The sequence below is a fragment of the Cohnella sp. OV330 genome (assembly GCF_900112065.1).
Classification (GTDB): domain Bacteria; phylum Bacillota; class Bacilli; order Paenibacillales; family Paenibacillaceae; genus Cohnella.
On record NZ_FOKE01000006.1, the window covers coordinates 28,652 to 52,173 of the forward strand.

Here is a 23,522-nt window from a genome sequence, read left to right on the forward strand (position 1 = left end):
GAGTCGAATACGGTACAATAGGGCAAGAATAATATTATCGAACCTATCGGGATTAGGAGCAATCGACATGACCACGTTGTTGTTGAACGGAAGCTGGGAGCTCTCGAACGGGCGCACCGGCGATCGCTATCAGGCTGCAGTGCCTGGATTCGTGCAAAAGGATCTGATGGAGCAGGGCGTGCTTGCCAATGAATTCGATACCTTGTTCGAGCCGAAAATCGAGTGGGTGGAATTCGACGATTGGACCTACGCCCGCGCGTTCGCGCTTGGCGAAGACGAGCTGGCGCGCGACGCGATCGAGCTGGTGCTGGAGGGCGTCGACACCTACGCCGAAGTGACGCTTAACGGTCAAGTGCTCGGCTCGACTGAAAATATGTTTATCGCTTACCGTTTCGATATCAAAGGCATCGCGCAAGCGGAAAACAAGCTGTCGATCCGCATCGCCTCGCCGACGAAGACGCTGAAGGAGAAGGAAGCCGCATTCGGCGAGCCTTTGAACCTGTGGAACGGCATACCCGCGCGGCTGTTCGGCCGCAAAGCGCAATACGGCTACGGCTGGGATTGGGGAGCCAAGGTCGTGACGGTCGGCATTCACAAGCCGGTGTCCATCGAAGCCTACGACGTCGTACGAACGAACGGCCTTGGCTATGCGATCACGCATCTGACCGACCGCAAGGCGATCGTGAACGCGTCGTTCAAAGTAGCGACCGCAGGCGCGGAGGCCGTAGAAGCGTCGCTCCGCTATCGGATCTTCGACGGCGAGACGGTCGTCTCCGAGCGGACCGAGCGGGTCAGCTTGGACCCGGGCGCCGTCGCTTACGAAGCGGCGCTGGAGATCGCGCAGCCGAAGCGCTGGTACCCGCTCGGTCACGGCGAGCAGGCGCTTTACCGATTGGAGGCCTCGGTGCTGGACGAGGGCGGGGAAGCGGTCGCGACGATGTCCCGCGCCGTCGGCCTGCGCGAGATTCGCATCGACATGCCTTACGACAAGCAAGGGCGCAAGTTCATCATCCAGGTGAACGGCGTGCCTATCCTGTGCAAAGGCATCAACTGGATCCCGCTCAAGCTGTTCCCGAATCTCGATACCAAGGAAGAATACGAGGTCGAGATCGAGCGCATCGCGGCAGCCAACATGAACATGATCCGCGTCTGGGGCGGCGGGACTTACGAGAACCACGACTTCTTCGACGCCTGCGACCGTCTCGGCGTCATGGTGTGGCAGGACTTCATGTTCGCGTGCGGCGACTATCCGGACGACGACGCGTTCAGCGCGCTCGTGCGCAAGGAAGCCGACTACGTCATCTCCGAGTTCGGCAGCCATCCGAGCATCGTGCTCTGGTGCGGCAATAACGAGAACCAGGTGTTCGTCGAGCGCAGCCGCGCCCGCCGCTTGCATGGCTACGGCGAAAAGCTGTACTTCGAGGTGCTGCACGATGCGTGCGCGGTCGACACGCTGCGGCCGTACTGGCCGTCGAGTCCGTATTCGCTCACGTTCGATCACACGAAGCTGGAAGGCAACTACGGGGACCTCCACTCCTGGTTCGTATGGGGCCAGACGCATCCGTACGAGGAGTACCGCGAGGTGAACGGCCGTTTCCTGTCCGAGTTCGGCATGCAGTCCTATCCTTCGAATCTTCTGCTGAACATGGTCGATCCGAGCTGCACGCTGCGCGATCCGAAGCTGGACGCCATGCAGAAGGCGCCGAACGGCATCCAGCGTTTGTTCTATTACACGGTCGGCGATTACAAGCTGCCTGCGTCGAAGGACGACTTCGTGTACGTCAACCAGCTTTTGCAGGCCAACGCGCTTCGATTCGGCGTCGAGCACTGGGTGTCCCGGATGCCGGACACGTCCGGCGCGCTCATCTGGCAGTGGAGCGACCTGTGGCCGTCCATCAGCTGGGCGCTCGTCGACTACGCCAAGGTGCACAAGCCTTCCTATTTTTATATGAAGCGCAGCTTCCAATCGCCCAATGCGTACGCCAAGATCGCGCCGGGCCAGGACGAGGCCGAGCTGTACCTGATTCACGATCACGGCGACTTCGAAGGTCGCATCGTCGTCGAGTTCTACGATCTGGACTCGGATAGCGTCGTACAGTCCGTCGTGAATGAAGTGAAGGGCACGGGTCACCGGTCGACGCTGATCGGCACGTTTTCCGTGGCGGGCTTCGCCCCCGCGCGGACGGTCGTCTGCGTGAACCTGTATCAAGGCGAAACGCGCTTGGCCGCGAACACGTACCTGCTGGGCAAGCCGCATCAGCTCGCGCTGAAGCCGGCGGACGTCCAGGTCGCACAGGAGACGCTGGCGAACGGCGATACGCGCTTCACGCTGACGACCGATGCGTTCGCCAAGGACGTCGGACTCGTCGACCTGCCGGGGACGCTCTCGGACAACTTCTTCGACCTGCGCGCGGACGAGAAGCGGGAAATCGTGCTCAAAGGCGCGCTGCCGGAAGGCGCGAAGGTCCAGGTCGCCTGCTTGAATCAAGTGAAGACGCTCGACTACGTATAATCGAAATGCGTTATTGAAACGCGGCATACCGAAAACAGGCCGATTCGGCCGGTCAAGTCCCGGAGATGCTCCCGCAAGGGAGATATCGACGGGACTTTTTGTATGTGATTTCGCAACCGAAGTCCCAAGTTCGTCCGAATTGATAACGCGCGGAAAAATTTACATATCCAAAATATAGGCCGCCATCCCGGTTTACAAAACCTGCCTATAATGAGTAATAGATCAATCAAAAGAAGGGTGACTGGGCGCACATGGTGATGAAAAAAGCAATCGCGGCAACGATTCTGGCAGCGGCTCTGGGAACGGCAGCGGCAGGAACGGCAGGCGCAGCACAACTCAGCTCGGCGGCCACCGCCAAAGCGGTAACGGCAAAAGCCGTAGCGCTGACGGTCAAGCAATCCGTATTCGTCGTCAACTACAATGACGTGCAAGTCCGCACGGCGTTGTCGAACGGCGAGACGCTGGTCTCGGTACGCGATCTGAGCGCCGCGATCGGCGCTAAGCTGTCGGCGGTAAACGGCTATACGACGCTTACGCTGGATTCGCATTCCTTTGCTTTTAAGACGGGGGTCAAGCAAGCATCGGTCGACGGCAACATCATCAATTTGAATCAAGCGGCTAAGGTATTGGACGGAACGGCGTTCGTAGCGGTCAAGCCGCTTGTACAAGCCCTTGGCGGCACGATGGCGCTGAAGGACGGCAAACTCGCGATCAACACGATCAAGCTGCTCGCAGGCGGCGACAACGCGCGCTTCGTGAACGCAAGCCAAGCGATCGTCTCCGTAGAGACGGACGCGAAGCGCACGGACTATCTGGTGGACGTGGCGACCGGCAAATCGGCAGAGCTTCTCTCTTCCGAAGGCGGTTCGGACCTGATCGTCGCTCCGGGCGGCGCCAAGGCAGCTTACACGGACGCTGAAGGCGCGGTGTACGTGATCGACCTGGCGAGCAAGCAAACGAAGCAAATCACAAGCGACACGTCGATCAAGACCGAGCTCGTATGGTCTGCCGACGGCTCCGCGATCTACTTCCTGCAAGGCGATAAAGGTTCGGTCATCGCGAAGGTAGACATCGCGACGGGCACGATCTCGAAGGTTGTAGAGGACAAGGTCGATTATAAGTCCGCGCTGTCGGTCTCGCCAGACGGCAAGAAGTTCGCGTACCTGGTCACGACGCCGCCGAAGGCGACCGCCGACGGCACGGATCTGGACAAGGACACGGTCGCCATCGACGCGAGCGGCGAGCAAGTACAAGTGAACTTGTACGACGCTTCGGTTGAAAAGCCGGCGGCAGTCGCGCTGACTTCGGCGAAGGACGACAAGCTGTTCGTGGTTTCTCCGGACGGCAGCACGGTTTACTATGTGAGCGTGGCGGACGAAAACGCAAACGCCACGGTCGTATCGGTCGACAAGGACAAGAAGACGGCTACGCTGCTGGCCGAAGGCGACGTAGAAGAGCTCGTCCTGTCCGGCGGCAAGCTGTACGTCCTGACCGCAGTAAGCGATGCCGAGTCCGCGATCTATGAAGTCGATCCAGCCACGGCTTCCAAGAAGCTGATGTACAACGTATCCGCTTCTGCATCCGGACTTGCCGTGAACGGGTCGCAAATCATCATAGCCCTTGAAGACGGCCTGTACGTGAACGCGAACGGCGCTTGGAAGCCGGTCACCCGCTAATCTTTTTTCCTAATACGAGAGGAGCACTTATTCCCATGAAAAAATGGTTCAAACCCGCCGCGCTGATCGCGCTTGCGGTCTCCCTGACGGCCGGCGGCGCTTCCGTCGCGTCCGCGGCAAGCTCGCTTAAAGGCAAGATCGTCATCAACGGCTCGTCGGCGCTGCTGCCGCTGACGCTGCAAGCGAAAAGCGAATTCCAGAAGCTGAACCCGAAGGTCAAGATCTCGGCGTCCGCGGTCAGCTCCATCGCCGGTCCGCAATCGGTCCGCAAAGGCATCGCCGACATCGGCGCGGTAGACTGGGATGCATCCATGGACGTTCCCGGCTTCAAAAAGTTCGACGGCCAAGTGGCCAACCCGGTCGCCGTCACGGTATTCACGGCCGTCGTCAACAAGAACGTGAGCGTCAGCAACCTGACGACCAAGCAACTGCAAGACATTTTCTCCGGCAAGGTCACGAACTGGAAGGACGTCGGCGGCTCGGACGCTAACATCGTCGTCGTCAACCGCAAGTTCGGTTCCGGTACTCGCGTTAACTTCCAACTGAAGGCGCTCGAAGGCAAGGACTTCATGACGAAGGGCGACAACTACAAGGAAACGGGCTCGAGCGGCGACATGAAAACCGCGATCGAAACGACCCCTAACGCAATCGGCTACATCGACCTGCCGTACGTGACCGACAAGATGAAGGCTCTGTCGATCAACGGCGCCGCGCCGACCGAGAAAAACGTGTTGAACGGCACGTACAAGGTATGGGGCATCGGCTACTTCATGACGAAGGGCCAGCCGACGGGCGCGACCAAAGCATTCATCGAGTATATTCAGAGCGCCAAGTTCCAAAACGGCTCGCTGAAAAAGCTGAAGTTCATCCCGCTGGCGGCCGTCAAGTAATAAAAGCGAAACCGATCGTATCACGCCATCAAGCCGGCTGCAGCGTCAAAGCGCTTAAGGCCGGCTTTTTCTTTACGTTTTTACCTGGGAGAGGAGATTCGTCCTATGCTTGAGATGAACGCGCAAAGCCGCGTCATCGCGCCGGCGGAGCTGGGCAACAGCTTGCGCCAAGCCGGCGGCGATCCGCTTGACCGCAGATCCCGGCTGAGATTTTTCAATTCGACGTTTAAGGTCCTCTGCGTATCCGCGGCCGTATTCGTTTGCCTTGTTCTGTTCGGCATTTTGATCTTGATGTTCAAGACGGGCGTCATGACGTTCGAAACGGTTTCGTTCAAAGAATTTTTCTTTTCTACCAATTGGGACCCCGAAAACGGACATTTCGGCGCGCTGCTCTTCATATTCGGCACGTTCGCCTTGACCGCACTTACGCTTGTGCTTGCCGTCCCGGTCGCCGTACTGATCGCCGTGTTCCTGGCGGAGATCACGCCGGTGTGGCTGCGCGGCGCGCTGCGCCCCGTAATGGACCTGCTCGTCGGCATCCCGTCCGTCGTCTACGGCTACCTGGGACTGACGATTCTGATCCCGATGCTCCGCGCGATGACGGGACGCGATCTGGCAGACGGACTGCTCGCCGCCGCAATCGTGCTGGCGATCATGGTGCTGCCGACCATCGCCCGCATAAGCGACGACGCGATCTCCGCCGTTCCGAAAAAATACAGGGATGCCTCGTATGCGCTGGGCTCGACGCGCTTCCAGACGATCTTCCGCGTCGTGCTGCCCGCGGCGCGCAGCGGCATCGTCTACGCGGTCATCCTCGGCATGGCGCGCGCGATCGGCGAAACGATGGCCGTCGTCATGGTCATCGGCAACACGCCGCAGCTTGCCGACAGCCTCTTCACGCCGACCGCCGTGCTGACAAGCAACATCGTCATGCAGATCACGAGCGTTGAATTCGACTCGACCTGGAACTATGCGCTGTACCTGATGGGCTTCCTCCTGCTCGCGATCTCGCTGCTGCTGATCGTCGCGGTTCGGCTGCTGCAGAAGAAGGGAGCGAAGGCTTCGTGAGCGACTCTTCCAAAAACGGCGCGCCGATCGCGCCGGTACCCGGCTCCAATCCCGGAACTGCGGCCGTCCGCCGTGCGAACGCGTTCGCGAGATCGTCAAGCTCCGCCGCCAGAAACGACCGGATATTCAACGTGTTCGTCTGGGCGCTGGGCATTATCGTCATCCTGTTTATTCTCGGCCTGCTGTTCATGCTGCTGCGCAAGGGACTGCCGAACTTGACCTGGGACTTCCTGACCGGACTGCCCAGCGAGATCGAAGAAGGCGGCGGGATCGGTCCCGCGCTGTTCAACTCGTTTTATATTCTGTTCCTGTCGCTCGCGATCTCGATCCCGCTCGGCATGGCCGCAGGCATCTACCTGGCGGAGTTCGCGCCGGACAACCGCTTTATCGGCTTTATCCGCATTTGCGTCGAAGGCTTGTCCTCGGTCCCGTCGATCATTTTCGGCCTGTTCGGCATCTCGCTGTTCGTAGACATTTTTCATCTCGATCTGACGATACTCGGCGGCGCGGTCAGCCTTGCGTTCCTGAACCTGCCGATGCTGACGCGCGTGACCGAAGAGTCGCTGCGGTCGGTGCCCACGGAGCTGAAGAACGCCTCGTTCGCGCTCGGCTCCACGCATCTTCAGACGATCCGTACCGTACTCATCCCGGTCGCCCTGAACGGCATTATCACCGGGATCTGCCTGACCGCCGGACGCGCATTCGGCGAGAGCGCCGTCATCATCTTGACCGCCGGGGTCACCACTTCGGGCGAGCTATGGGACTTCAACCTGTTGTCGCCCGGCGAGACGCTCGCCGTGCACCTGTGGTATGTCCAATCCGAAGCGATCGTCCCGGACGCCGGCGACATCGCGCAGAAGGCGACGGCCGTGCTGATCATGATCGTATTGGCCATCAATCTCGTATTCCGCTTGCCGCTCTGGATGAAGGCGCGCAAAATGAAGGGCTAGCCGACACGCGGCTGGAATTATCGCATCGGACTTATCGTAGTCAAGGAGGAATTTATCGTGCAAGCAACGGCGCTCATTGAAATCAACAAGCTGAATTTGTTCTACGGCGCCTTTCAGGCGCTGAAGCAAGTCTCCCTGGAAATCCCGCAGCGGGCGATTACCGCCTTTATCGGGCCTTCGGGCTGCGGCAAATCGACGCTGCTCCGTACGCTGAACCGGATGAACGACATGATTCCGGGCGCGCGGGTGGAGGGCAGCATCGAGATCGGCGGGACCGATATTTACGGCGGCGACGTTCATGTGGAGACGCTACGAAAAAAGGTCGGCATGGTGTTCCAGCAGCCGAACCCGTTTCCCAAATCTATTTACGACAACGTCGCCTACGGGCCGCGTCTGCACGGCATCACCAAACGCCGCGAGCTTGACGAGATCGTCGAGAGCAGCCTGCGTTCCGCGGCGCTCTGGAACGAGGTCAAGGATCACCTGAAGCGCTCCGCGCTCAGCCTCTCGGGCGGTCAGCAGCAGCGGCTGTGCATCGCCCGCGCGCTCGCGGTCGGTCCCGACGTGCTGCTCATGGACGAAGCGACGTCGGCGCTCGATCCGATCTCCACGATCAAGATCGAGGAGCTCGCGCAAGAGCTGAAGGACCGCTACACGATCGTCATGGTCACCCACAACATGCATCAGGCCGCGCGCGTCTCCCACCAGACCGTCTTCTTCTTGAACGGGGAAGTGGTGGAGTACAGCGCGACGGAGAAGCTCTTTTCCGATCCGTCCGACCAGCGGACGGAGGACTATATCAGCGGGAGATTCGGCTGATTGCAGGTTATCGTGTTTACCGGCTCAAGGCGCAAATTTGGCCTTGGGCTTTTTTTCTTGCGCTTCGAACCGACAACCGTTGGCTCGCTCATCGTCGCAGGCAGTATGCTCGGAATCGGCTGTTCATGCCATTATCCCACTCGCTCAGGAGCGAGTCTCCTCAATTCGTTTGTTATTGCGATAGCTGTCTATGGGATGAATCTGGATGAGGGCGGTCCGGCGTACCATCTATGCTGTTGCAGCAACTAAAGGACGCGGACCACAGTTCCGTTATTAGTTCGAAAATCGGCTTTTATTGGAGGAGGCGGACTATAAATCCGTTAAATCGAGTCTAATGGCCAACGCAGCGGAAATTTGGACATTTTAACGGATCGTATGTCCGATCAGACGTCATTTTGGGCGCAATAGAGAAGAATAACGAATTTGAGGTCCGCAAAATGGATGAGATGGCTGAAACGGTCGTGGCCCTGAGCAAGGGGATAATGGCATGGCGCGCGAAGAGGCACGGAAATGGTGCGCGGAACGGCCGAGGATCGCGTCCTGAGCGAAAGGGATAATGGCATGCAGCAGAAAAAACGGCATAACTCCGGCAATGAGCGAAATGCAACGGCCCGCGCTCCGTCGCAGGAGTGCGGGCCGATCTCGCGCGTATTAATCCCCGGACAGGCCGGTTTCTTTAATCATGACGTCGTGCGCGCCGCCTTCGACGAGGCTGGTCGCGGACACGAGCGTGATGCGGGCCTCGCGCTGCAGCTCGGGAATGCTGATCGATCCGCAATTGCACATGGTGGACTTGATTTTTCCGAGCGTCTTGTCGAGGTTCTCCTGCAGGCCGCCGGCGTAAGGCACGTACGAATCGACGCCTTCCTCGAACAGCAGGTTTTCCTTGCCGCCGCTGTCGTACCGCTGCCAGTTGCGCGCGCGGTTCGAGCCTTCGCCCCAGAATTCCTTCACGAAGTTGTTGCCGACCTTCAGCTTGCGCGTCGGACTCTCGTCGAACCGGGCGAAGTAGCGGCCCATCATGACGAAGTCGGCGCCCATGGCCAGCGCGAGCGTGATGTGGTAATCGTGCACGATGCCGCCGTCGGAACAGAGGGGGACGTAAATGCCGGTCTCCCGATAATAACGATCGCGCTCCTCGGCGACCTCGATCAGCGCGGAAGCCTGGCCTCGGCCGATGCCTTTTTGCTCGCGGGTGATGCAGATGGAGCCGCCGCCGATCCCGACCTTGACGAAGTCGGCGCCGGCCTCTACGAGATACCTGAAGCCTTCGCGGTCGACGATATTGCCGGCGCCGACCGGAATGTCGAAGTTGGACTTGATATATTCGATCGTATCGCGCTGCCATTCGCTGTAGCCGTCGGAGGCGTCGATGACGAGGATGTCCGCGCCGGCCGCCACGAGGGCGGGCACGCGCTCTTCATAGTCGCGGGTGTTGATGCCGGCGCCTACGACGTAGCTTTTTTTGGCGTCCAGCAGTTGGAGGGGATATTCCTTGTGGGCGTCGTAATCTTTGCGGAAAACGAGGTGCTCGAGCCGCTGATCCTCGTCTACGACGGGCAGGACGTTGAGTTTATGCTCCCAAATGAGGTCGTTCGCTTCGGGCAGCGTGATGCCCGACCGACCGCAGACGAGCGATGCGTAGGGCGTCATGAACGTTCGAATCGGTTTGTCGGACGGGTCGCGGCTGTCGCGGTAATCGCGACTCGTGACGATGCCGAGCAGCTTGCCGCGCGGCGTGCCGTCGTCCGTGATCGCGACGGTAGAATGTCCAGTCGATGCCTTGAGCGCCTTGACGTCGGCGAGCGTATGATCCGGCGTGAGGTTGGAGCGGCTCGCGACGAAGCCGGCCTTGAACGATTTGACTTTGCCGACCATGCTGGCTTGCTCGGCGACGGGCTGGGAACCGAAGATGAACGAGATGCCGCCGCTGCGGGCGAGGGCGACCGCCATCGCATTGTCGGAGACGGACTGCATGACGGCGGAGGAGAAGGGGATGTTGAGCGACAGGCGGGGCTGCTCGTCCTTGCCGTACTTGACGATCGGCGTTCGGAGCGATACGCGTTCGGTCGTGCATTCGCGCCTCGTCAAGTTCGGGATCAGCAAATATTCGCTGAACGTGCGCGAAGGTTCCGTATAATATTTGGCCACTGTCTATCGTCCTCCCATAGCTCTCGCTCGATAAATTTTAACAATAGTAGCACGACCGCGCGGGCTTGGCAACGGATGTTTGCGAATCGCGGCGAATCTATCGGCAAATGGAGAACGGTGTGCTAGGATATAGGGTGACGAAAGACGATTCTGATTCCGATCGAGGTGCGAAAATGTCAGCGCTTACCCCAGAAGAACGACTGCTCTGGCCGGATGGAGCTCCATATGCCAAAGGCGACACGCCGGAGGACCGGCCCGCTCTATTTCCTTATTTGCTCGAGGGGACCGACCGTCCGGTCGTCATCGTGGCGCCGGGCGGCGGCTACGGCGTACGGGCCGCCCACGAAGGCGAACCGGTCGCGAAGTGGCTGAACGGCCTCGGCATCTCCGCCTTTGTGCTGCGATATCGCGTCGCGCCATATAAGCACCCTGCGCCGGTTTCGGACGCGCTTCGCGCGGTCCGCACGGTGCGCGCCCGCGCGGCGGAATTCGGCGTCGATGCGAGCCGCATCGGCCTGCTGGGCTTTTCGGCGGGCGGCCATCTGGTCGCGTCGGCCGGCACCCAGTGGGAGGGTCCGAATCCGGAGGCGGCGGACGAGACCGATCGCGTATCCGACCGGCCGGACCTGATCGTGCTTTGTTATCCCGTGATCACGTTCAGGGATCCGCACACGCACGCGGGCAGCCGCCAGAATCTGCTCGGCGAGTCGCCAGACGCGGCGCTCGTGGACGCGATGTCAGCGGAGCTTCGCGTGACGTCCGAGACGCCGCCGGCCTTCTTGTGGCATACGTCCGACGATGCCGCGGTGCCGGTCGAGAACAGCCTTCTGTTCGCCGCGGCGCTGCGGGAGAAGGGCGTACTGTTCGACCTTCACGTCTACAGCAGCGGAGCGCACGGCATCGGACTGGCGGAGGATCATCCGTTCGCCTCCGGGTGGACGTCCGCTGCCGCGGCTTGGCTGAAGACGCAAGGGTTTTAACGAGACGTTAAAGGCGTCAAAAGAAGGCTTGGTCCGGTTGATCCGGGCCAAGCCTTCTTTATGCGGCGAAATCCGCCGTTATAGAATCGGCGTCTGCTCCGGCGTTACCTCGATCGGCTCGGGCACGATGAGCGTATCCGCGAGAAACGCCGTCAGCCGCTCGCTGAACAGCTGGGGCTCTTCCAATAGCAGCGCGTGCCCGCTGTCCTCGAAGCGATGGAGCGTCGATCCCGGAATGAGACGTCGCATCTCTTCCCCAAGCTCGAAGGGACAGATCTCGTCCTGAACCCCGTGGAAAATCGCCGTAGGGACACGGATGAGAGGAAGGTCTTCCCGCAGGTCCTCCGTGCGCAGCGACTCGAGCGCCTTGTAAGTGCCGACGGCGGAGGCTTCGAAGGCAAGCGACTGCAGCCAGGCCGACATGCCGGCGCTCGGCTTCGAAGCCGTCAGCATTTTGCCGAATTGGGCGGCGAGCGTCGGCCGGTCCGCGTACGCCTGCAGGATCATGTCGTCGACCTTGTCGGGCGGCGTGCCGAGGACGAAGTCTTCGCGCTGCACGAACGAAGGCGCGGCTGCCCCGACCAGCAGCAGCTTGGAGATGCCGTGTCCCGAATGGCGGGCCATGTACCGCGCGGCGACCGCGCCCCCTAGCGAGAAGCCGACGAGCGTCGCGCCGGTGATGCCGAGCCGGTCGACGACCGCTTTGACGTCGTCCGCCAGGCTGCAATAATTGTAGCCGTCCCAGGTCGCGTCGGACTTGCCGAAGCCGCGCAGATCGATGCCGATGCACCGGTAGCCGAGCCTAGGCAGCTCCATGAACTGATATTCGAACATTTTGTGATTGAACGGCCAGCCGTGAAGGAAGATGACGGGCGTGCCCGCTCCGATATCCTCGACGTAAATACGGACGCCTTGCTCGCTTTCCACGTAATGCGACATCGCAATCCCTCCTGCTCTGATTGATCTCCGCTTGCGAATCGGCGCTGCCGCTCAAAACCCGGTGGCAGCGGTCCGTTCAAATGTCCTTACCCTTGTCCCGGCAACCTCACGCTCAAGCGCGGATCAAGATATGTTCAAGAGGGACTGTGCCGCCTCGGGTCTTGTCCCGCGCGCATACGTTGTAAGGAGCCTGCCGGCGGATCCCGGACGAACGTACGGCTCGGGGGGAGGGAAAGGGATGTCTTGGACGTTGAACTGCGCGGTTGCCGTGGCCGGTTCGGTGCTGACTTTCGCATTCGGCATGTGGAGCGAAGCGCTGACGCTTCTGGTCGTCGCGATGGGCGTCGATTATGTGACGGGCGTGTACGCGGCAGTCCGTTCCGGCCCCGGCTTGAACAGTCGGACGGGCTTCAGGGGGCTGGCGAAAAAGGGTTTGATGCTGCTTGTGCTTCTCGTTTGCCACCGCATCGACCAATTATCGGGCATGAACGCAGTTATGGGGGGCGCGACTTATTTTTATTTGGCCAATGAGTTGATCTCGATCATCGAAAACTGCGGGCGGCTCGGCCTGCCGCTTCCGGAGCGGTTGAAGCAGGCCGTTCAGATCCTGAAAAGCAAAAGCAAGGACGATGATTTAAAATCGTAAAAATGGCAAAAATTATTAATAGATCGTTCATCAAATTGTCAAATGTGAAAAAAAGTTGACGCTTTCACGTCGTCAATAGTTGAGTTGAAGCGCCCCTTTTAGGTAATATAAGAGGTAGACATTTCGAGGAAGCAGGGGGAGCAACGATGTTTAAATGGATCATGCCGGCTTTGCTTGTCGTGGCCTGTCTTTTTGCTGTGTACCTCTTGGCTAACGATCTGCCGGCGAAGCCCGAGAGCGAGGAAGCAGGTTTGGCCGAAGGCCAGGAGCTGCTGAAGATCACCGCGACATCGGCAGGGTACAAGTTCGACCAAGCGGAGTATCACGTGAAGGCCGGAACGAACTACAAGATCAAATTTTCGAACAAGCTGGGCGTGCACGGCGCGGGTATCGAAGCTGCCGGCCTCGAGCTGAGCGCCGACAAGCCGGAAGCGGACTATACGTTCCCCGAGAGCGACAAGGGCAAGACGATCGAGCTGCACTGCACCATCATGTGCGGACAAGGCCACTCGACGATGAAGTCGACCATCATCGTGGAATAGCGTTTCCTTGCGCAAAGGAGAAAGGAGCCGTTGCCGGCTCCTTTTTTTCATAAGGTCGTTTCGTCCGTCACGCGCTTCTTCGCCTGTAGAGCCTTGCGATCAAGTAGTCGCAAACCGCTCCGATGACGGCGTAGCTGAGCACGGTGAGCGCGTACATACCCATCACGCTGACCTTGTGAATGTCGCCGAACAGCTCCACGAACCAGATCGGCACACTGAACATGAACAAAAAGGCGTTGTGGGGATCGTATCCCGTCGCGTTGAACAAGCATAGCGCAAGTCCGATCACCGTGAACACGATCGTATAAGTGAGCCGCATGACCTGCCTCCTTCCGCGGCGTCCAGCGAGAATGCGTATAGTATGCGCGTCGCGCCGGACGGACATGCGGGATAGCCGGACGGATACATGCGCACAATCCAGAAAGGGGACAAAAAATGCTGACCCATATCGTATTGTTCAAATTGAAGGACCGCAGCCCCGAGAGCGTCGCCAAGACGGCGGCCGTGCTCCGCAACATGGAAGGGAAAATCGAGCAGCTGCTGTCGATCGAAGTCGGCACGGACGTCGTTCATTCCGAGCGTTCCTACGACATCTCGCTCGTGACGACGTTCGCCTCCCTGGAGGACATGCAGGCGTACCAGGTGCATCCCGAACACAAAAAAGTCATCGAGCATATGACGGTCGCTCGCGAAACGCAAGCCGTCGTCGATTACGAGAGCTAAGGGGCGGAAGCATTGAATACGACGACCGACTCCGGTGCCGGCGACCTGTACGAAATGATGACTTATCTGCTGGTGATCATCATCAGCGCGTTGATCATGGTCTATTGGTTGCGGCGCAAAGGCCGCAACAAGCGCGGCAAGAAAGATTGAGGGTGATGGCATGTACTACGTGAATAGAGAAGCGATCGCGAGCCGGCTGCGCTGCGTGCCGGATTTGGGCGACGCATCGTCCGGACTCGCGGCTTCGTGGCAAGGCGATCTGCTGCAGGGGCTGGCGCAGGAGCGCTGCCTGCATCTGGCGCTCGAGATCGTGACGGACGTCGGCAGCTTCCTGATCGACGGCTTCATGATGCGCGACGCGGGCAGCTACGAGGATATCGTAGGCGTCATCGGCGGCGAAGGGGTTATCGGCGAGCGCCTGACCGAGCGTCTGCGCGCGCTCGTATCGCTTCGCAGGCCGCTCGTGCAGGACTACGATCTGTGGCAACGGCAGCAGCTTCATCCGCTTACAGGCGAGCTCAAGGCGCTGCTGGATTCGTTTTCCGAATCGGTAAAACAATACTTGCGCAGCGAGCTAGATCCCTGGGAGCAGCCTCGCTGACGAGGATTGGCAATTTACGCTGCCCGCTTATTCCTATACAATAGGAGCATAAGCGGGCGGCTTTTTTGGTTTGGCGCCGTTCGCACGTGGGAGGAGAGGCCTATGCTGCCGCATGACGAAGGAAGGACAACACGCCAGCAGCTGCTTCAGACGCTCCGTACGGGCGGCGGCAGCAGCATCGCCTCGCTCTCGCAGGCGCTGTCGATCACGGAGATGGGCGTCCGCCGCCACGTCCAGGCGCTGGAGCGCGAGGGACTCGTCGAAGCCGAGACGGTGAAGCAGGCGATGGGCAGGCCCGTTTCCATCTACCGCCTGACGCCGCGCGCGGACGATCTGTTTCCCAAAAATTATCCGCAGCTCGCGCTGGATCTCCTCGGAGAGCTCGATGACGAGCCCGCGGGCGAGGCGATTATCGGCCGCATGTTCGAAGGGCGCCGCGACAAGCTCATCGCCAGGCACAAGTCGGCGATGGCCGGCGCGACGCTCGAGGAGCGTGTAGCGGAGCTGGCCGCGATCCAGCAGGCCGGCGGCTATATGTCCCATTGGGAGCGGGACGGTGCGGGCGAAAGGTTCACGTTGTACGAGTACAACTGTCCGATCGCCCAGGTCGCGGGCAAGTACCGCGAGGCTTGCCGCTGCGAGCAGCAGCTGTTCGAGGCGCTGCTGGGCGCAGAGGTCAAGCGGACCGAATGCATCGCGGACGGCGGGGCGAAATGCGCTTATGCGATCCGGCGTCCTGCGAAGGAACGGGCCGCGACTTCTTAAAAGGCTAAATACTGGCGTAAACATAGCCGGCGGAGGCGGTAAGCTTCCGGCCGGCTTTTTGCTGCGCTGCGGGCAGCGTATTCGCGCGACTTGCAAGACGGGGAGTGAGCGCTAACGGCGGCGCTAATAGCAGATGCATTGGGCGGTCGAACGTCAGGTTAAAAATAAAGCTAGTCCGATGTGTCAGGACGGGCCGCATATTCTTATACTGTGTTAAGCGCATGGGCGGATGCCCGGCTTCACAAGCGAAGGTTCGATTCGGAGGGAGGAGAGACGATGGCCTGGACGATCGCAGGATACGCTGCGGCGGTCATGTTCGCGGCCGTGGCGATCGCGGCGCTGCTCGCGGGGATGTCGGCGGCGCGTGCGCTGAACGCCTGCAGGGAGGCGGCCAAGACGCTGGAGGCGGAAGGCGCCGAATCGCTGCGGCAGATGAGCCGGTTCGCGTCGGGCGCTGCGGAGGCCGCGGAGCTGTGCCGCGGCGCGGCGAGGTCCGCGGCAAGGCTGGCCGAGGGCGGCAGGGCGTTCGGCGAAGCCGCTGCCCGTTCGGCCGAGACTGCGGCGGCGTTCATGGATGCCTGGCGCGGGCGGTTCGTCCGCTGGACGCAGGGAGACGCGGATTCGGCCGACGAACAATGCGACGGACCGCCCCGCGAAGTCTCTCCTTCCGAAGGCGAAGGCAGGACCGGCTGACGCCGCAAGCGCGGATCCGACGCAAGGCACGACGGAATTCGAAAATCGGAGGGATTCACGATGGCAGAACGCAAGGTTGTTAAATCATTCCTTTTTGGAGCGCTGTCCGGCGCCGCGCTCGGCGCGGCCGCAGCGCTGCTCTTCGCGCCGAAGCCCGGCAAGGAGCTTCGCAAGGATATCGCGGACACGGCTCAGCTCGTCGGCGCGAAAACGGCCGATCTCGGCAAGGCGGCAGGCAACGCCGCGCAGACGGCGGCGAAAAAGTCCGCGGATTGGGCCGGAGGCTTGCGCGCCAAGTTCGCCAAGAAGAGCGCGGAGGAGAGCCCATCCGCATCCGACGACGCCGAGGCGATCTGATACCAGGATCGCGGCCTAAGCTGCAAGCCAGCGCCGTCCTGAGCTTCCGGGCGGCGCCGCTTCATGCCTTGAACCGCATCTGAATATGCGCTAATATGTAGGTACCTTTTGCGCGAAAATCTCATAATTTATCTAGATTCGTCATCTCCTTAGCAGAAAGCGGTGTTCTCGTGCAACAAGCGATCGCAGTCCTGGACTCCGGCGTGGGCGGACTGACAGTCGTCAAAGAAGTGATGCGTCAGCTACCCCGAGAGAAGATTTTATATTTCGGCGATACGGCGCGCACGCCTTACGGGTCCCGCTCAGCCGAGCAAGTGGTCGAATTTACCCGGGAGATTGTCGACTATCTGGTCCAATTCAATCCGAAAATGATCGTCATCGCCTGCAATACGGCAACGGCCGTCGCGCTCGAGGATATCACGGGCCGCGTCTCCGTGCCCGTCGTCGGCGTCATCGGTCCCGGCGCGCGCGCCGCGCTAGGACGCACGCGAACGGGCGTCATCGGCGTCATCGGGACGGAGGGCACGATACGCAGCGGCGCCTACGAGGCGGCGCTGAACACGCTGTCGGGCGGCAGCGTCCAAGTCGTCAGCCGCGCCTGTCCGGGCTTCGTGCCGCTCGTGGAGGACGGCAATTTCCGGTCCGAGCGAACGCAGTCGATCGTGGAGTCGTCGCTCGCGCCGCTGCGGGGCAAGCACCTGGACAGCCTGATCCTGGGTTGTACCCATTATCCGTTCCTCGCCGACGCGATCTCCGAAGCGATGGAACCGGGCGTCGCGCTCATCAGCTCGGCCGACGAGACCGCCAGAGAGATCCGCTCGATCTTGGAGCGGTCCGGTCAGCTTGCGGAGGCGGACGGAGCGCCGCTGCACCAGTTTTTTTGCAGCGGGGATCCGGTTAAGTTCCGGGAGATCGCCCAGACTTGGCTCGGCGAACAGATCCGGCTGACGCCTGTCGTCTGGCAGGTGCCGCATATCGGCGCATAAGCATGCCAATTACCGAAGCCTTCCAGTCGTCTCTCAGACGGCCGGAGGGCTTCGTTTTTGTTTTCCGGCGTCATATCCCCGCCTGCCGCGGCATACAAAAATATACCGCATCGACGCAAGGGGAAGGCGAGCCTAGCGCTGCGCGCAGCGGACGCAGGGAGGGATCGTAAAATGCGCATGGAAGAATACGTGGCAGCAAGCGGGGATACGTACAAGTCGATCGCCCGCGCGGCTCGTGTGGGAATCCGCGAACTTGTCGATGCAAACCCGCAGCGGCCTGCCGACGAGCCGCTCCGTGCGGGCGAGCTGTTGTACGTGCCCGCGGGACCTGCGCATAGGCGCATGTATATCGTACAGCCGGGAGATTCGCTGACGGGGATCGCCGAATGGCTCGGCTGCGCGGATCGCCGGCTGAGAGAGCTGAATCCGCAGCTGCCCGCAGGAGCCGACCCGGCGCCAGGGACGCGAATCGCGCTGCCTACGCCTGCGGGTCGCATCGTCATGCCTTCGTCCATCTACGGGCCGGACCGGGTGGCAGCCGACCTGAAGCGACTGGTTAGCGCGTTTCCGTTCATAAAGACGGCTACGATCGGGAGCAGCGTCATGGGCAAGCCGATCCTTGCGGCCGGCATCGGGGACGGTCCGTTCCGCTGGCATTTGAACGCGTCCCTCCACGCCAACGAGTGGATCACGTCGCTCATCGCGATGCGCTTCCTGGAGGATTACGGCCGGGCTTGCCGCCGCAAGACGCAGATCGGCGGCTTCGACGCGGCCGAGCTGTATCGGCGGACGACGCTGTGGGTCGTGCCGATGGTCAATCCCGACGGCGTCGAGCTCGTGCAGGAGGGGCTGCGGCCGGATCATCCGCTCGCCGCGCGGATCGGCCGGTGGAACCGCGGCTCCGCTTCTTTCCGCAATTGGAAGGCCAATGCCAGAGGGGTCGATCTGAACGACCAATTTCCGGCGGGCTGGGAGGAAGAGCGCCGCCGACGCGGGGTGCCCGGCCCTGCACCGCGCGATTATAGCGGCGACGCGCCGCTCTCCGAGCCGGAGGCGGCGGCGCTTGCCGCGTTCACGGAGGCGCAGAGCTTCGACGCGGTCATCGCGCTCCACACGCAAGGGGAGGAGATCTATTGGAACTACGGCGGACTCGAGCCGCCGGAGTCGAAGATCTGGGCGCACCGCCTCGGACTCGCTTCAGGTTATCGGCCGATAGCGCTGACGGGCAGCGACGCGGGTTACAAGGATTGGTTCATCGCGAAGTATCGCCGGCCAGGCTTTACCGTCGAAGCGGGCTGCGGGCGCAATCCGCTGCCGCTCTCGGCTTTCGAGGACGTGTACGACGATTGTTTGCGGCTGCTGACGGAAGCGCTGGACTTAAGCCCCGGGTGAATATACAATAGAACATGATCTCCCCGGCGAGGCCTGTCATCCGCAGGGAGAGATGCCGACGATTGGAGTGAATACGATCATGCAATGCAAGATTACGCGCAATGCGGCCAAGATCCTGAAGCTCGAGCTGGACAAGCCGGAGAACGAAGGATTGTATCTTCGCGTCCTGATTACGCACAGCCACGGCGATCACGCCCACTACGGCCTGGACATGTCCAAGCCGGCAGCGGACGACGAGATCGTCTCTACAGATAAAGGTATCGACGTCCTGCTGACCAAGGGCATCGAGCTGCTTGACGGCGTCAAGGTCGACTATCTCTATTTTCCGCAGGAAGGCTTCGTGATTACGAATCCGAGCAAAGGGAACCATGGCGATCATTGATCGGGGTGCGCCCCCGGAGGTCCGCGTTATTCCTCCCGCGGACCCCAATGCGGGCCCAAGCCCCAACGACATTCGCTTTTGCGACAAGTGCAACCATACTCGGGTCAAGACGCTGACGAGCAAGCTGCAGAAGCTGGACCCGGCGGCCGAGATCCGCGTCGGCTGCAAGTCGTACTGCGGCCCTTGCGCCAAGCGGGCGTTCATCTTCATCAACGGCCGATACATCGCCGCGCCGACCGAAGACGAGGCGCTCGAGAAGATCAAGCCGTTTATCAAAGCCCGCAAATAATTCAAAGAGCGCCCGGCGTTTAACAGCCGGAGCGCTCTTTTTTTGACCGTGTTTATCTTTTATCGATCGATCGGTCAGTCTTCTTTTTTAAGTTCGGGCAGCAGATCGTGCTCGACGACGACGTCCGATACGCGAAGCTCACGATCGGCCGCTGCCTTGCCTGCCGTGCATGCGGATAGGTCCGTCGCCGTGCCGTCCGCGAGCGAGTAGCAGGATCCCGCATCGGCCATGCCGCCGTTCGAAGGCATATAGTACACCTTGCCGTCCGTGAATCCCCCCGTCCGGAAGACGACGGGCTTTTCTGCGGCGGACAGCATGCTGACGCCCATCATCTTGTTGTCTCCCATCGGGATGCCGAGCATCTGCATGATGGTCGGGGCCGTGTCGAGCTGCCCGACCGCCTTTTCGCTGACGCCGGCATGTTCGTCGCCCGGGAAGTGAATGAAGAAGGGCACTTTGCGAATGATCGCGTCCATCTCTTCGTCGGACAGCGATTTTCCAAGCAGCTGTTCGTAAGGCTTTTTGTCGTAAAGCGAGTTGTCGTGGTCTCCGTACATCATGAGCACCGTGTTGTCCCACAGTCCCTCATCCTTCAGCCGATCCACGAGCTCTCCGATGGCGGCGTCGACGTAGTGCGCAGCTTTGATATAATCGCCGAACGTCGTCCCGTCGAAATCTCCGACTTCGAATTCGGTTTTGTAATCGGGCAGATTAAAAGGATGATGGCCGGAAATCGTGATCGCGAAGGCATAGAAAGGCGATGCGCCGCGTTCCTTGATCTGGTCGACCGTCTGCTGCAGGAACGATTTGTCGCCGATCGACCAACCGAGCGGCTCGTCGTCGTCGAAGTCCTTGATACTGTAAAACTTGCCGTAATCCATGTTGTGGTACATATTGTTGCGGTTCCAGAAGCTGCCGTCGTAGGCGTGATGGACCGTCGTATCGTAGCCCTCGGCATTCAAGATCTCCGGCAGGCAGTTAAAGTCGTGGTCCGCGAACCTAATGAATACGGAACCCGTAGGCATCGGATGGAGCGAGCAGCTGGTCAGGAAGTCGGCGTCCGACGTGCGGCCCTGTCCGGTCTGATGATAGAAGTTGGAGAAATACAAGCTTTTGCCGACCAGCGCGTTCAGGTTCGGGGTAATCTGCTGTCCGCCCACCGACTGGCCGATGAGGAACGATTGAAACGCTTCGGCTTGGATCATGAGAACGTTCTTGCCCTTAGCCGCGCCGAACATCGGCTCCGATTCGGCCTGCTCCTGCAGCAGCTTGCGATCGTCGAACCAGTCCTTCGCTTCTTGCACCTGCGATTCGCTGACACCGCCGCTGAACCAGTGCTCCTTGGCATAGCGGAACGTATCGTAGCCATGGAATCCAAGCAAGCCAGTCACGTTATAAATCGGAATGTTCCACCAATTGCCGACGAATAGCCCGCTGGCCCAACCGTTTTTTTGTTGGTTGACGGGTCCTACGATCATAGAAATTCCCAACGCGAGCAGGAGACCTGCCAGTGCGGTATTCAGCATCAGGCGAGAGCGGGACCTGCTGCGTATCCGTACGCCGCCGTTGCGGCGGGCAATCCGCGCCGGGCGCCAGTACCAACATGCCCATACGGCATATGCGAGCGCTACCGGAATGTCGCACAGCAACACCAGATCCCCGCGATGAACCAGGCTCCAGATGCTGTCCTCAAGCGAGCTGACCTGGTTCGCCTGAAGGAGTACGGGAATGGATATGAAATCTTTGAAATATCGGAAGTAGACGAGGTCGGCGAATAAAAGGACGGATATCGTTAAATCGAGCAGAGCCAGCGATACTGCGCGAGCCCGCCTCCCGAGCCAGACCACCCAGAAGGTCGCGATGACCATGGCGCCGTAATTGACCTTCCATTTCCAATGGTTCATGCCCCCGACGTTCAGCTGGTGATCGAGCCAATTCAGCTTGTATACGATCGAGAGAACGACCAGCATGGCGCCCCAATACGGCCAAGAGGCAAGACCGCCGGCCGCCAGCTTGACGCCCTTCGAGGCTGTCGTTCGAAGCTGTGTATTCATAAAATGATAATTCCTCGCTTTCCGGTTGATCCGAGAGTTCCGTTCCGGTTTGCCGCGACCGAGGCGGCCTTTACACACAGAAAACAGTATAACGCTTCCACCTCTTTTTTTCACGCGAACCTTGCAGTATTTTGCAGGAAAGCCGGACAACGTATATAATTTTGTTCGCTTAGGATAAGGGCGGAATCAAATTTTTAAGGGGGGAACCGCGTATGACGGAAAGTCGGGAGGATGGACGGGCAATCAGTCCCGAAGCGTACTTCGACGGATTGTTCGGGGAGGACGCCGACCTGGTTCGCGTTAGCGAATCGATTCGGGAGCGGGGGATGCCCGATATATCGGTGGCGCCCGGTTACGGCAGGCTGCTGACGATGCTGGTCGCCGCGGCGCGTTGCAGGGCGGTGCTGGAGATCGGCGCGCTGGCCGGATACAGCGGCATTTGCTTGGCTCGCGGATTGGCGGACGGCGGCAAACTCACATCGCTGGAGCTGAAGCCGGAGTATGCCGAGCTGGCGACGGCGAATATAGCGAAGGCAGGTTACGGGGACTGTGCAGAAATGATCGTTGGTGACGCGTTGGCGTCACTGGACAAGCTCAATGCAGCGGGAAGGCGTTTCGACTTCTTTTTCATCGACGCCGACAAGGAAAACTATCCGAACTACCTTGAACGCGCGATCGGTCTTGCAGCGCCCGGAGCGTTGATCGCAGCCGACAATACGCTTCTTAGAGGGCGCACGTTAAACGAAGCGAAGCAAGGACCGGCCGTGCAGGCGGTGCGGGATTTCAATCGCCGGCTGGCGACCGATCCCCGTCTGCTTGGCACGCATTTGCCTTCTTATGACGGTCTCGCGCTGTTTATGGTCCGCTAATCGCAGCAGGCGCATTTTTTACGAGCGAGCTTCGCGCCCAGAGCGAGGTGCCGAGAAGAGCGGCCGCGGAAATGAGAAAGAGGCCTTCAATGCCGATGTAGCCGGACAAGGCGCCTCCGATGACAGGACCGGCCATGTTGCCGAGCGCGACGGCGCTGCTGTTGAAGCCGAACGCCATGCTCACTTTGTCGTCGGGGGTATGCCGGCGAATGAGCGCGTTGACCGTGGGGATAAGCCCGCCGACGAAGCAGCCCAGCAAAAATCGGCACACAAGGAGCTGGCCCACGTTCGCTACGAAGGCCTGTGGAATAAAAAGAAGTCCGGCGCCGAGCAGCGAAAAGACAAGTACGCGCGTAGCGCCTTTTCGGTCGCTCAGCTTGCCGAGAAGCGGCGCGCTGATCATATTCGAGAAGCCCGTCACCGAGCCGACGAATCCGGCCCAGAAGGCGAGATTTTCAGTCGTGCCGTGAAGATGCTGCACGTAGATCGGAATGAGCGCCATCGGGCTCAGCATCGCGAACTGGATGAGGAACGTGACGGAAAACAGCGCCGGTAGCTGTCGAATGGCGGCAAGCTGCCGCAGTCCCGATGCAAGGCTGGCTTGCGGCGCGACGCGGGCTGCGGCCCGGTCGAAGCTTTCCCGCACAAGCAGCCAAGAAAGCGCGGAGGCGACGAACATGAGCGAGCCCGTAATATAGAAGATCGGCCGGAAGCCGAACGTGTCCGCCATCAAGCCGCCGATCAGCGGACCGAGAATCGTGCCGGCCGTGCCGCCGGATTGCAGCGTGCCCATGGCGAAGCCGATCTTTTCTTTAGGGGTCGAGGCTGAGACGAGCGACACGGCCGCAGGGGAGTAGCCCGAGATGATGCCGTTGGCCATGCGGAGCAGAAGCAAATGGAGAGGGGTCGCCGCAAAGCCCATCTGCACCATGACGATCGACATGCCGAATCCCGATCGAAGCAGCATCACTTTGCGTCCGTAGCGGTCGGACAGCTTGCCCCAAAGCGGCTGAAAGAAAAAAGAAGTGACGAAGTTCGCCGCGAAGATGAGCCCCGCCCAGACGCCGATCTGATGCTCGCCGATCACGCCGAGGTCCTGCTGCAAATAGAGGGACAGAAACGGCGTGATCATCGTCATGCCGGCCATGACCAGAAAGTTTCCCAGCCACAGCACCGCCAAGTTGATTTTCCAGCGTTCCAAGCGCGCACCTCGCTTCTTCTTCACGGGATATTTAACG

General features: G+C 60.4%; 25 protein-coding genes. 20 read left to right on the forward strand and 5 right to left on the reverse strand.

Annotated elements, in window-relative coordinates; genetic code table 11:
• The first annotated feature begins 67 nt into the window (after positions 1 to 67).
• From BM235_RS15310 to pstB, 6 genes are all read left to right on the forward strand, one after another.
• On the forward strand, positions 68 to 2,512 hold the full coding sequence (locus tag BM235_RS15310; RefSeq protein ID WP_090114726.1) for a beta-mannosidase: 2,445 nt from the start codon (positions 68 to 70) through the stop codon (positions 2,510 to 2,512).
• Positions 2,513 to 2,769: 257 nt separating this feature from the next.
• Positions 2,770 to 4,188 (forward strand): stalk domain-containing protein, encoded by a 1,419-nt coding sequence (locus tag BM235_RS15315; protein WP_255374399.1) that lies wholly within the window; start codon positions 2,770 to 2,772, stop codon positions 4,186 to 4,188.
• A 35-nt stretch (positions 4,189 to 4,223) separates the two neighbouring features.
• Positions 4,224 to 5,078: a phosphate ABC transporter substrate-binding protein gene (locus BM235_RS15320; protein WP_090114730.1), complete on the forward strand. Its 855-nt coding sequence runs from the start codon at positions 4,224 to 4,226 to the stop codon at positions 5,076 to 5,078.
• Positions 5,079 to 5,192: 114 nt separating this feature from the next.
• Complete coding sequence (gene pstC, locus BM235_RS15325; RefSeq protein ID WP_369803522.1) at positions 5,193 to 6,146, forward strand: phosphate ABC transporter permease subunit PstC; 954 nt, start codon at positions 5,193 to 5,195, stop codon at positions 6,144 to 6,146.
• Positions 6,147 to 6,268: 122 nt separating this feature from the next.
• Complete coding sequence (gene pstA, locus BM235_RS15330) at positions 6,269 to 7,096, forward strand: phosphate ABC transporter permease PstA (RefSeq protein WP_255374428.1); 828 nt, start codon at positions 6,269 to 6,271, stop codon at positions 7,094 to 7,096.
• Positions 7,097 to 7,150: 54 nt separating this feature from the next.
• Positions 7,151 to 7,915, forward strand: coding sequence for a phosphate ABC transporter ATP-binding protein PstB (gene pstB / locus BM235_RS15335; RefSeq protein WP_090114735.1), 765 nt, complete (start codon positions 7,151 to 7,153; stop codon positions 7,913 to 7,915).
• Between the two features lie 651 nt (positions 7,916 to 8,566).
• On the opposite strand, the gene BM235_RS15340 is transcribed toward pstB, so the two are convergent.
• Complete coding sequence (locus tag BM235_RS15340) at positions 8,567 to 10,066, reverse strand: IMP dehydrogenase (protein WP_090114737.1); 1,500 nt, start codon at positions 10,064 to 10,066, stop codon at positions 8,567 to 8,569.
• A 173-nt stretch (positions 10,067 to 10,239) separates the two neighbouring features.
• Between BM235_RS15340 and BM235_RS15345 the strand changes: the two genes are divergently transcribed.
• A complete protein-coding gene (locus BM235_RS15345; protein WP_090114739.1) occupies positions 10,240 to 11,046 on the forward strand; it encodes an alpha/beta hydrolase in 807 nt (268 codons plus the stop codon).
• Between the two features lie 78 nt (positions 11,047 to 11,124).
• Here BM235_RS15345 and BM235_RS15350 read toward each other — a convergent pair whose 3' ends face one another.
• Complete coding sequence (locus BM235_RS15350; protein ID WP_090114741.1) at positions 11,125 to 11,985, reverse strand: alpha/beta fold hydrolase; 861 nt, start codon at positions 11,983 to 11,985, stop codon at positions 11,125 to 11,127.
• Between the two features lie 238 nt (positions 11,986 to 12,223).
• Between BM235_RS15350 and BM235_RS15355 the strand changes: the two genes are divergently transcribed.
• A complete protein-coding gene (locus BM235_RS15355; protein WP_090114743.1) occupies positions 12,224 to 12,631 on the forward strand; it encodes a phage holin family protein in 408 nt (135 codons plus the stop codon).
• 146 nt (positions 12,632 to 12,777) lie between these two features.
• Positions 12,778 to 13,173 (forward strand): cupredoxin domain-containing protein, encoded by a 396-nt coding sequence (locus BM235_RS15360; protein ID WP_090114745.1) that lies wholly within the window; start codon positions 12,778 to 12,780, stop codon positions 13,171 to 13,173.
• Positions 13,174 to 13,240: 67 nt separating this feature from the next.
• Here BM235_RS15360 and BM235_RS15365 read toward each other — a convergent pair whose 3' ends face one another.
• Positions 13,241 to 13,492 (reverse strand): hypothetical protein, encoded by a 252-nt coding sequence (locus BM235_RS15365; RefSeq protein WP_090114747.1) that lies wholly within the window; start codon positions 13,490 to 13,492, stop codon positions 13,241 to 13,243.
• A gap of 116 nt (positions 13,493 to 13,608) precedes the next feature.
• Between BM235_RS15365 and BM235_RS15370 the strand changes: the two genes are divergently transcribed.
• The 10 genes from BM235_RS15370 (at position 13,609) to BM235_RS15410 (ending at position 19,361) form a co-directional block, all read left to right on the forward strand.
• Positions 13,609 to 13,896, forward strand: coding sequence for a Dabb family protein (locus BM235_RS15370; RefSeq protein WP_090114749.1), 288 nt, complete (start codon positions 13,609 to 13,611; stop codon positions 13,894 to 13,896).
• A gap of 12 nt (positions 13,897 to 13,908) precedes the next feature.
• Complete coding sequence (locus tag BM235_RS32065; RefSeq protein ID WP_158543932.1) at positions 13,909 to 14,046, forward strand: hypothetical protein; 138 nt, start codon at positions 13,909 to 13,911, stop codon at positions 14,044 to 14,046.
• A 10-nt stretch (positions 14,047 to 14,056) separates the two neighbouring features.
• The gene (locus tag BM235_RS15375) at positions 14,057 to 14,497 is read left to right on the forward strand and encodes a DUF86 domain-containing protein (RefSeq protein ID WP_090114751.1); all 441 of its coding nucleotides are present in this window, start codon (positions 14,057 to 14,059) and stop codon (positions 14,495 to 14,497) included.
• A gap of 102 nt (positions 14,498 to 14,599) precedes the next feature.
• The gene (locus BM235_RS15380; protein WP_090114753.1) at positions 14,600 to 15,262 is read left to right on the forward strand and encodes a helix-turn-helix transcriptional regulator; all 663 of its coding nucleotides are present in this window, start codon (positions 14,600 to 14,602) and stop codon (positions 15,260 to 15,262) included.
• 276 nt (positions 15,263 to 15,538) lie between these two features.
• On the forward strand, positions 15,539 to 15,955 hold the full coding sequence (locus tag BM235_RS15385) for a hypothetical protein (protein WP_090114756.1): 417 nt from the start codon (positions 15,539 to 15,541) through the stop codon (positions 15,953 to 15,955).
• A 60-nt stretch (positions 15,956 to 16,015) separates the two neighbouring features.
• Positions 16,016 to 16,312, forward strand: a complete 297-nt coding sequence (locus BM235_RS15390; RefSeq protein WP_090114758.1) for a YtxH domain-containing protein — start codon at positions 16,016 to 16,018, stop codon at positions 16,310 to 16,312.
• Between the two features lie 170 nt (positions 16,313 to 16,482).
• Positions 16,483 to 17,298, forward strand: coding sequence for a glutamate racemase (gene racE, locus BM235_RS15395; protein ID WP_090114760.1), 816 nt, complete (start codon positions 16,483 to 16,485; stop codon positions 17,296 to 17,298).
• A 171-nt stretch (positions 17,299 to 17,469) separates the two neighbouring features.
• Positions 17,470 to 18,690 (forward strand): M14 family metallopeptidase, encoded by a 1,221-nt coding sequence (locus BM235_RS15400; protein WP_255374400.1) that lies wholly within the window; start codon positions 17,470 to 17,472, stop codon positions 18,688 to 18,690.
• Between the two features lie 79 nt (positions 18,691 to 18,769).
• Entirely contained in the window at positions 18,770 to 19,072 is a 303-nt protein-coding gene (locus tag BM235_RS15405) for an iron-sulfur cluster assembly accessory protein (protein WP_090115433.1), read from the forward strand.
• 28 nt (positions 19,073 to 19,100) lie between these two features.
• Positions 19,101 to 19,361 (forward strand): YuzB family protein, encoded by a 261-nt coding sequence (locus BM235_RS15410; RefSeq protein WP_255374429.1) that lies wholly within the window; start codon positions 19,101 to 19,103, stop codon positions 19,359 to 19,361.
• Between the two features lie 74 nt (positions 19,362 to 19,435).
• On the opposite strand, the gene BM235_RS15415 is transcribed toward BM235_RS15410, so the two are convergent.
• Positions 19,436 to 21,415: an LTA synthase family protein gene (locus BM235_RS15415; protein WP_090114764.1), complete on the reverse strand. Its 1,980-nt coding sequence runs from the start codon at positions 21,413 to 21,415 to the stop codon at positions 19,436 to 19,438.
• 212 nt (positions 21,416 to 21,627) lie between these two features.
• On the opposite strand from BM235_RS15415, the gene BM235_RS15420 reads away from it, so the two are divergent.
• Positions 21,628 to 22,284 carry an O-methyltransferase gene (locus BM235_RS15420; RefSeq protein WP_090114766.1) on the forward strand — a complete coding sequence of 219 codons (657 nt, stop codon included), beginning with the start codon at positions 21,628 to 21,630 and terminating at the stop codon, positions 22,282 to 22,284.
• On the opposite strand, the gene BM235_RS15425 is transcribed toward BM235_RS15420, so the two are convergent.
• Positions 22,271 to 23,485: an MFS transporter gene (locus BM235_RS15425; protein WP_090114768.1), complete on the reverse strand. Its 1,215-nt coding sequence runs from the start codon at positions 23,483 to 23,485 to the stop codon at positions 22,271 to 22,273. The genes BM235_RS15420 and BM235_RS15425 overlap by 14 nt on opposite strands.
• Positions 23,486 to 23,522: the final 37 nt, after the last annotated feature.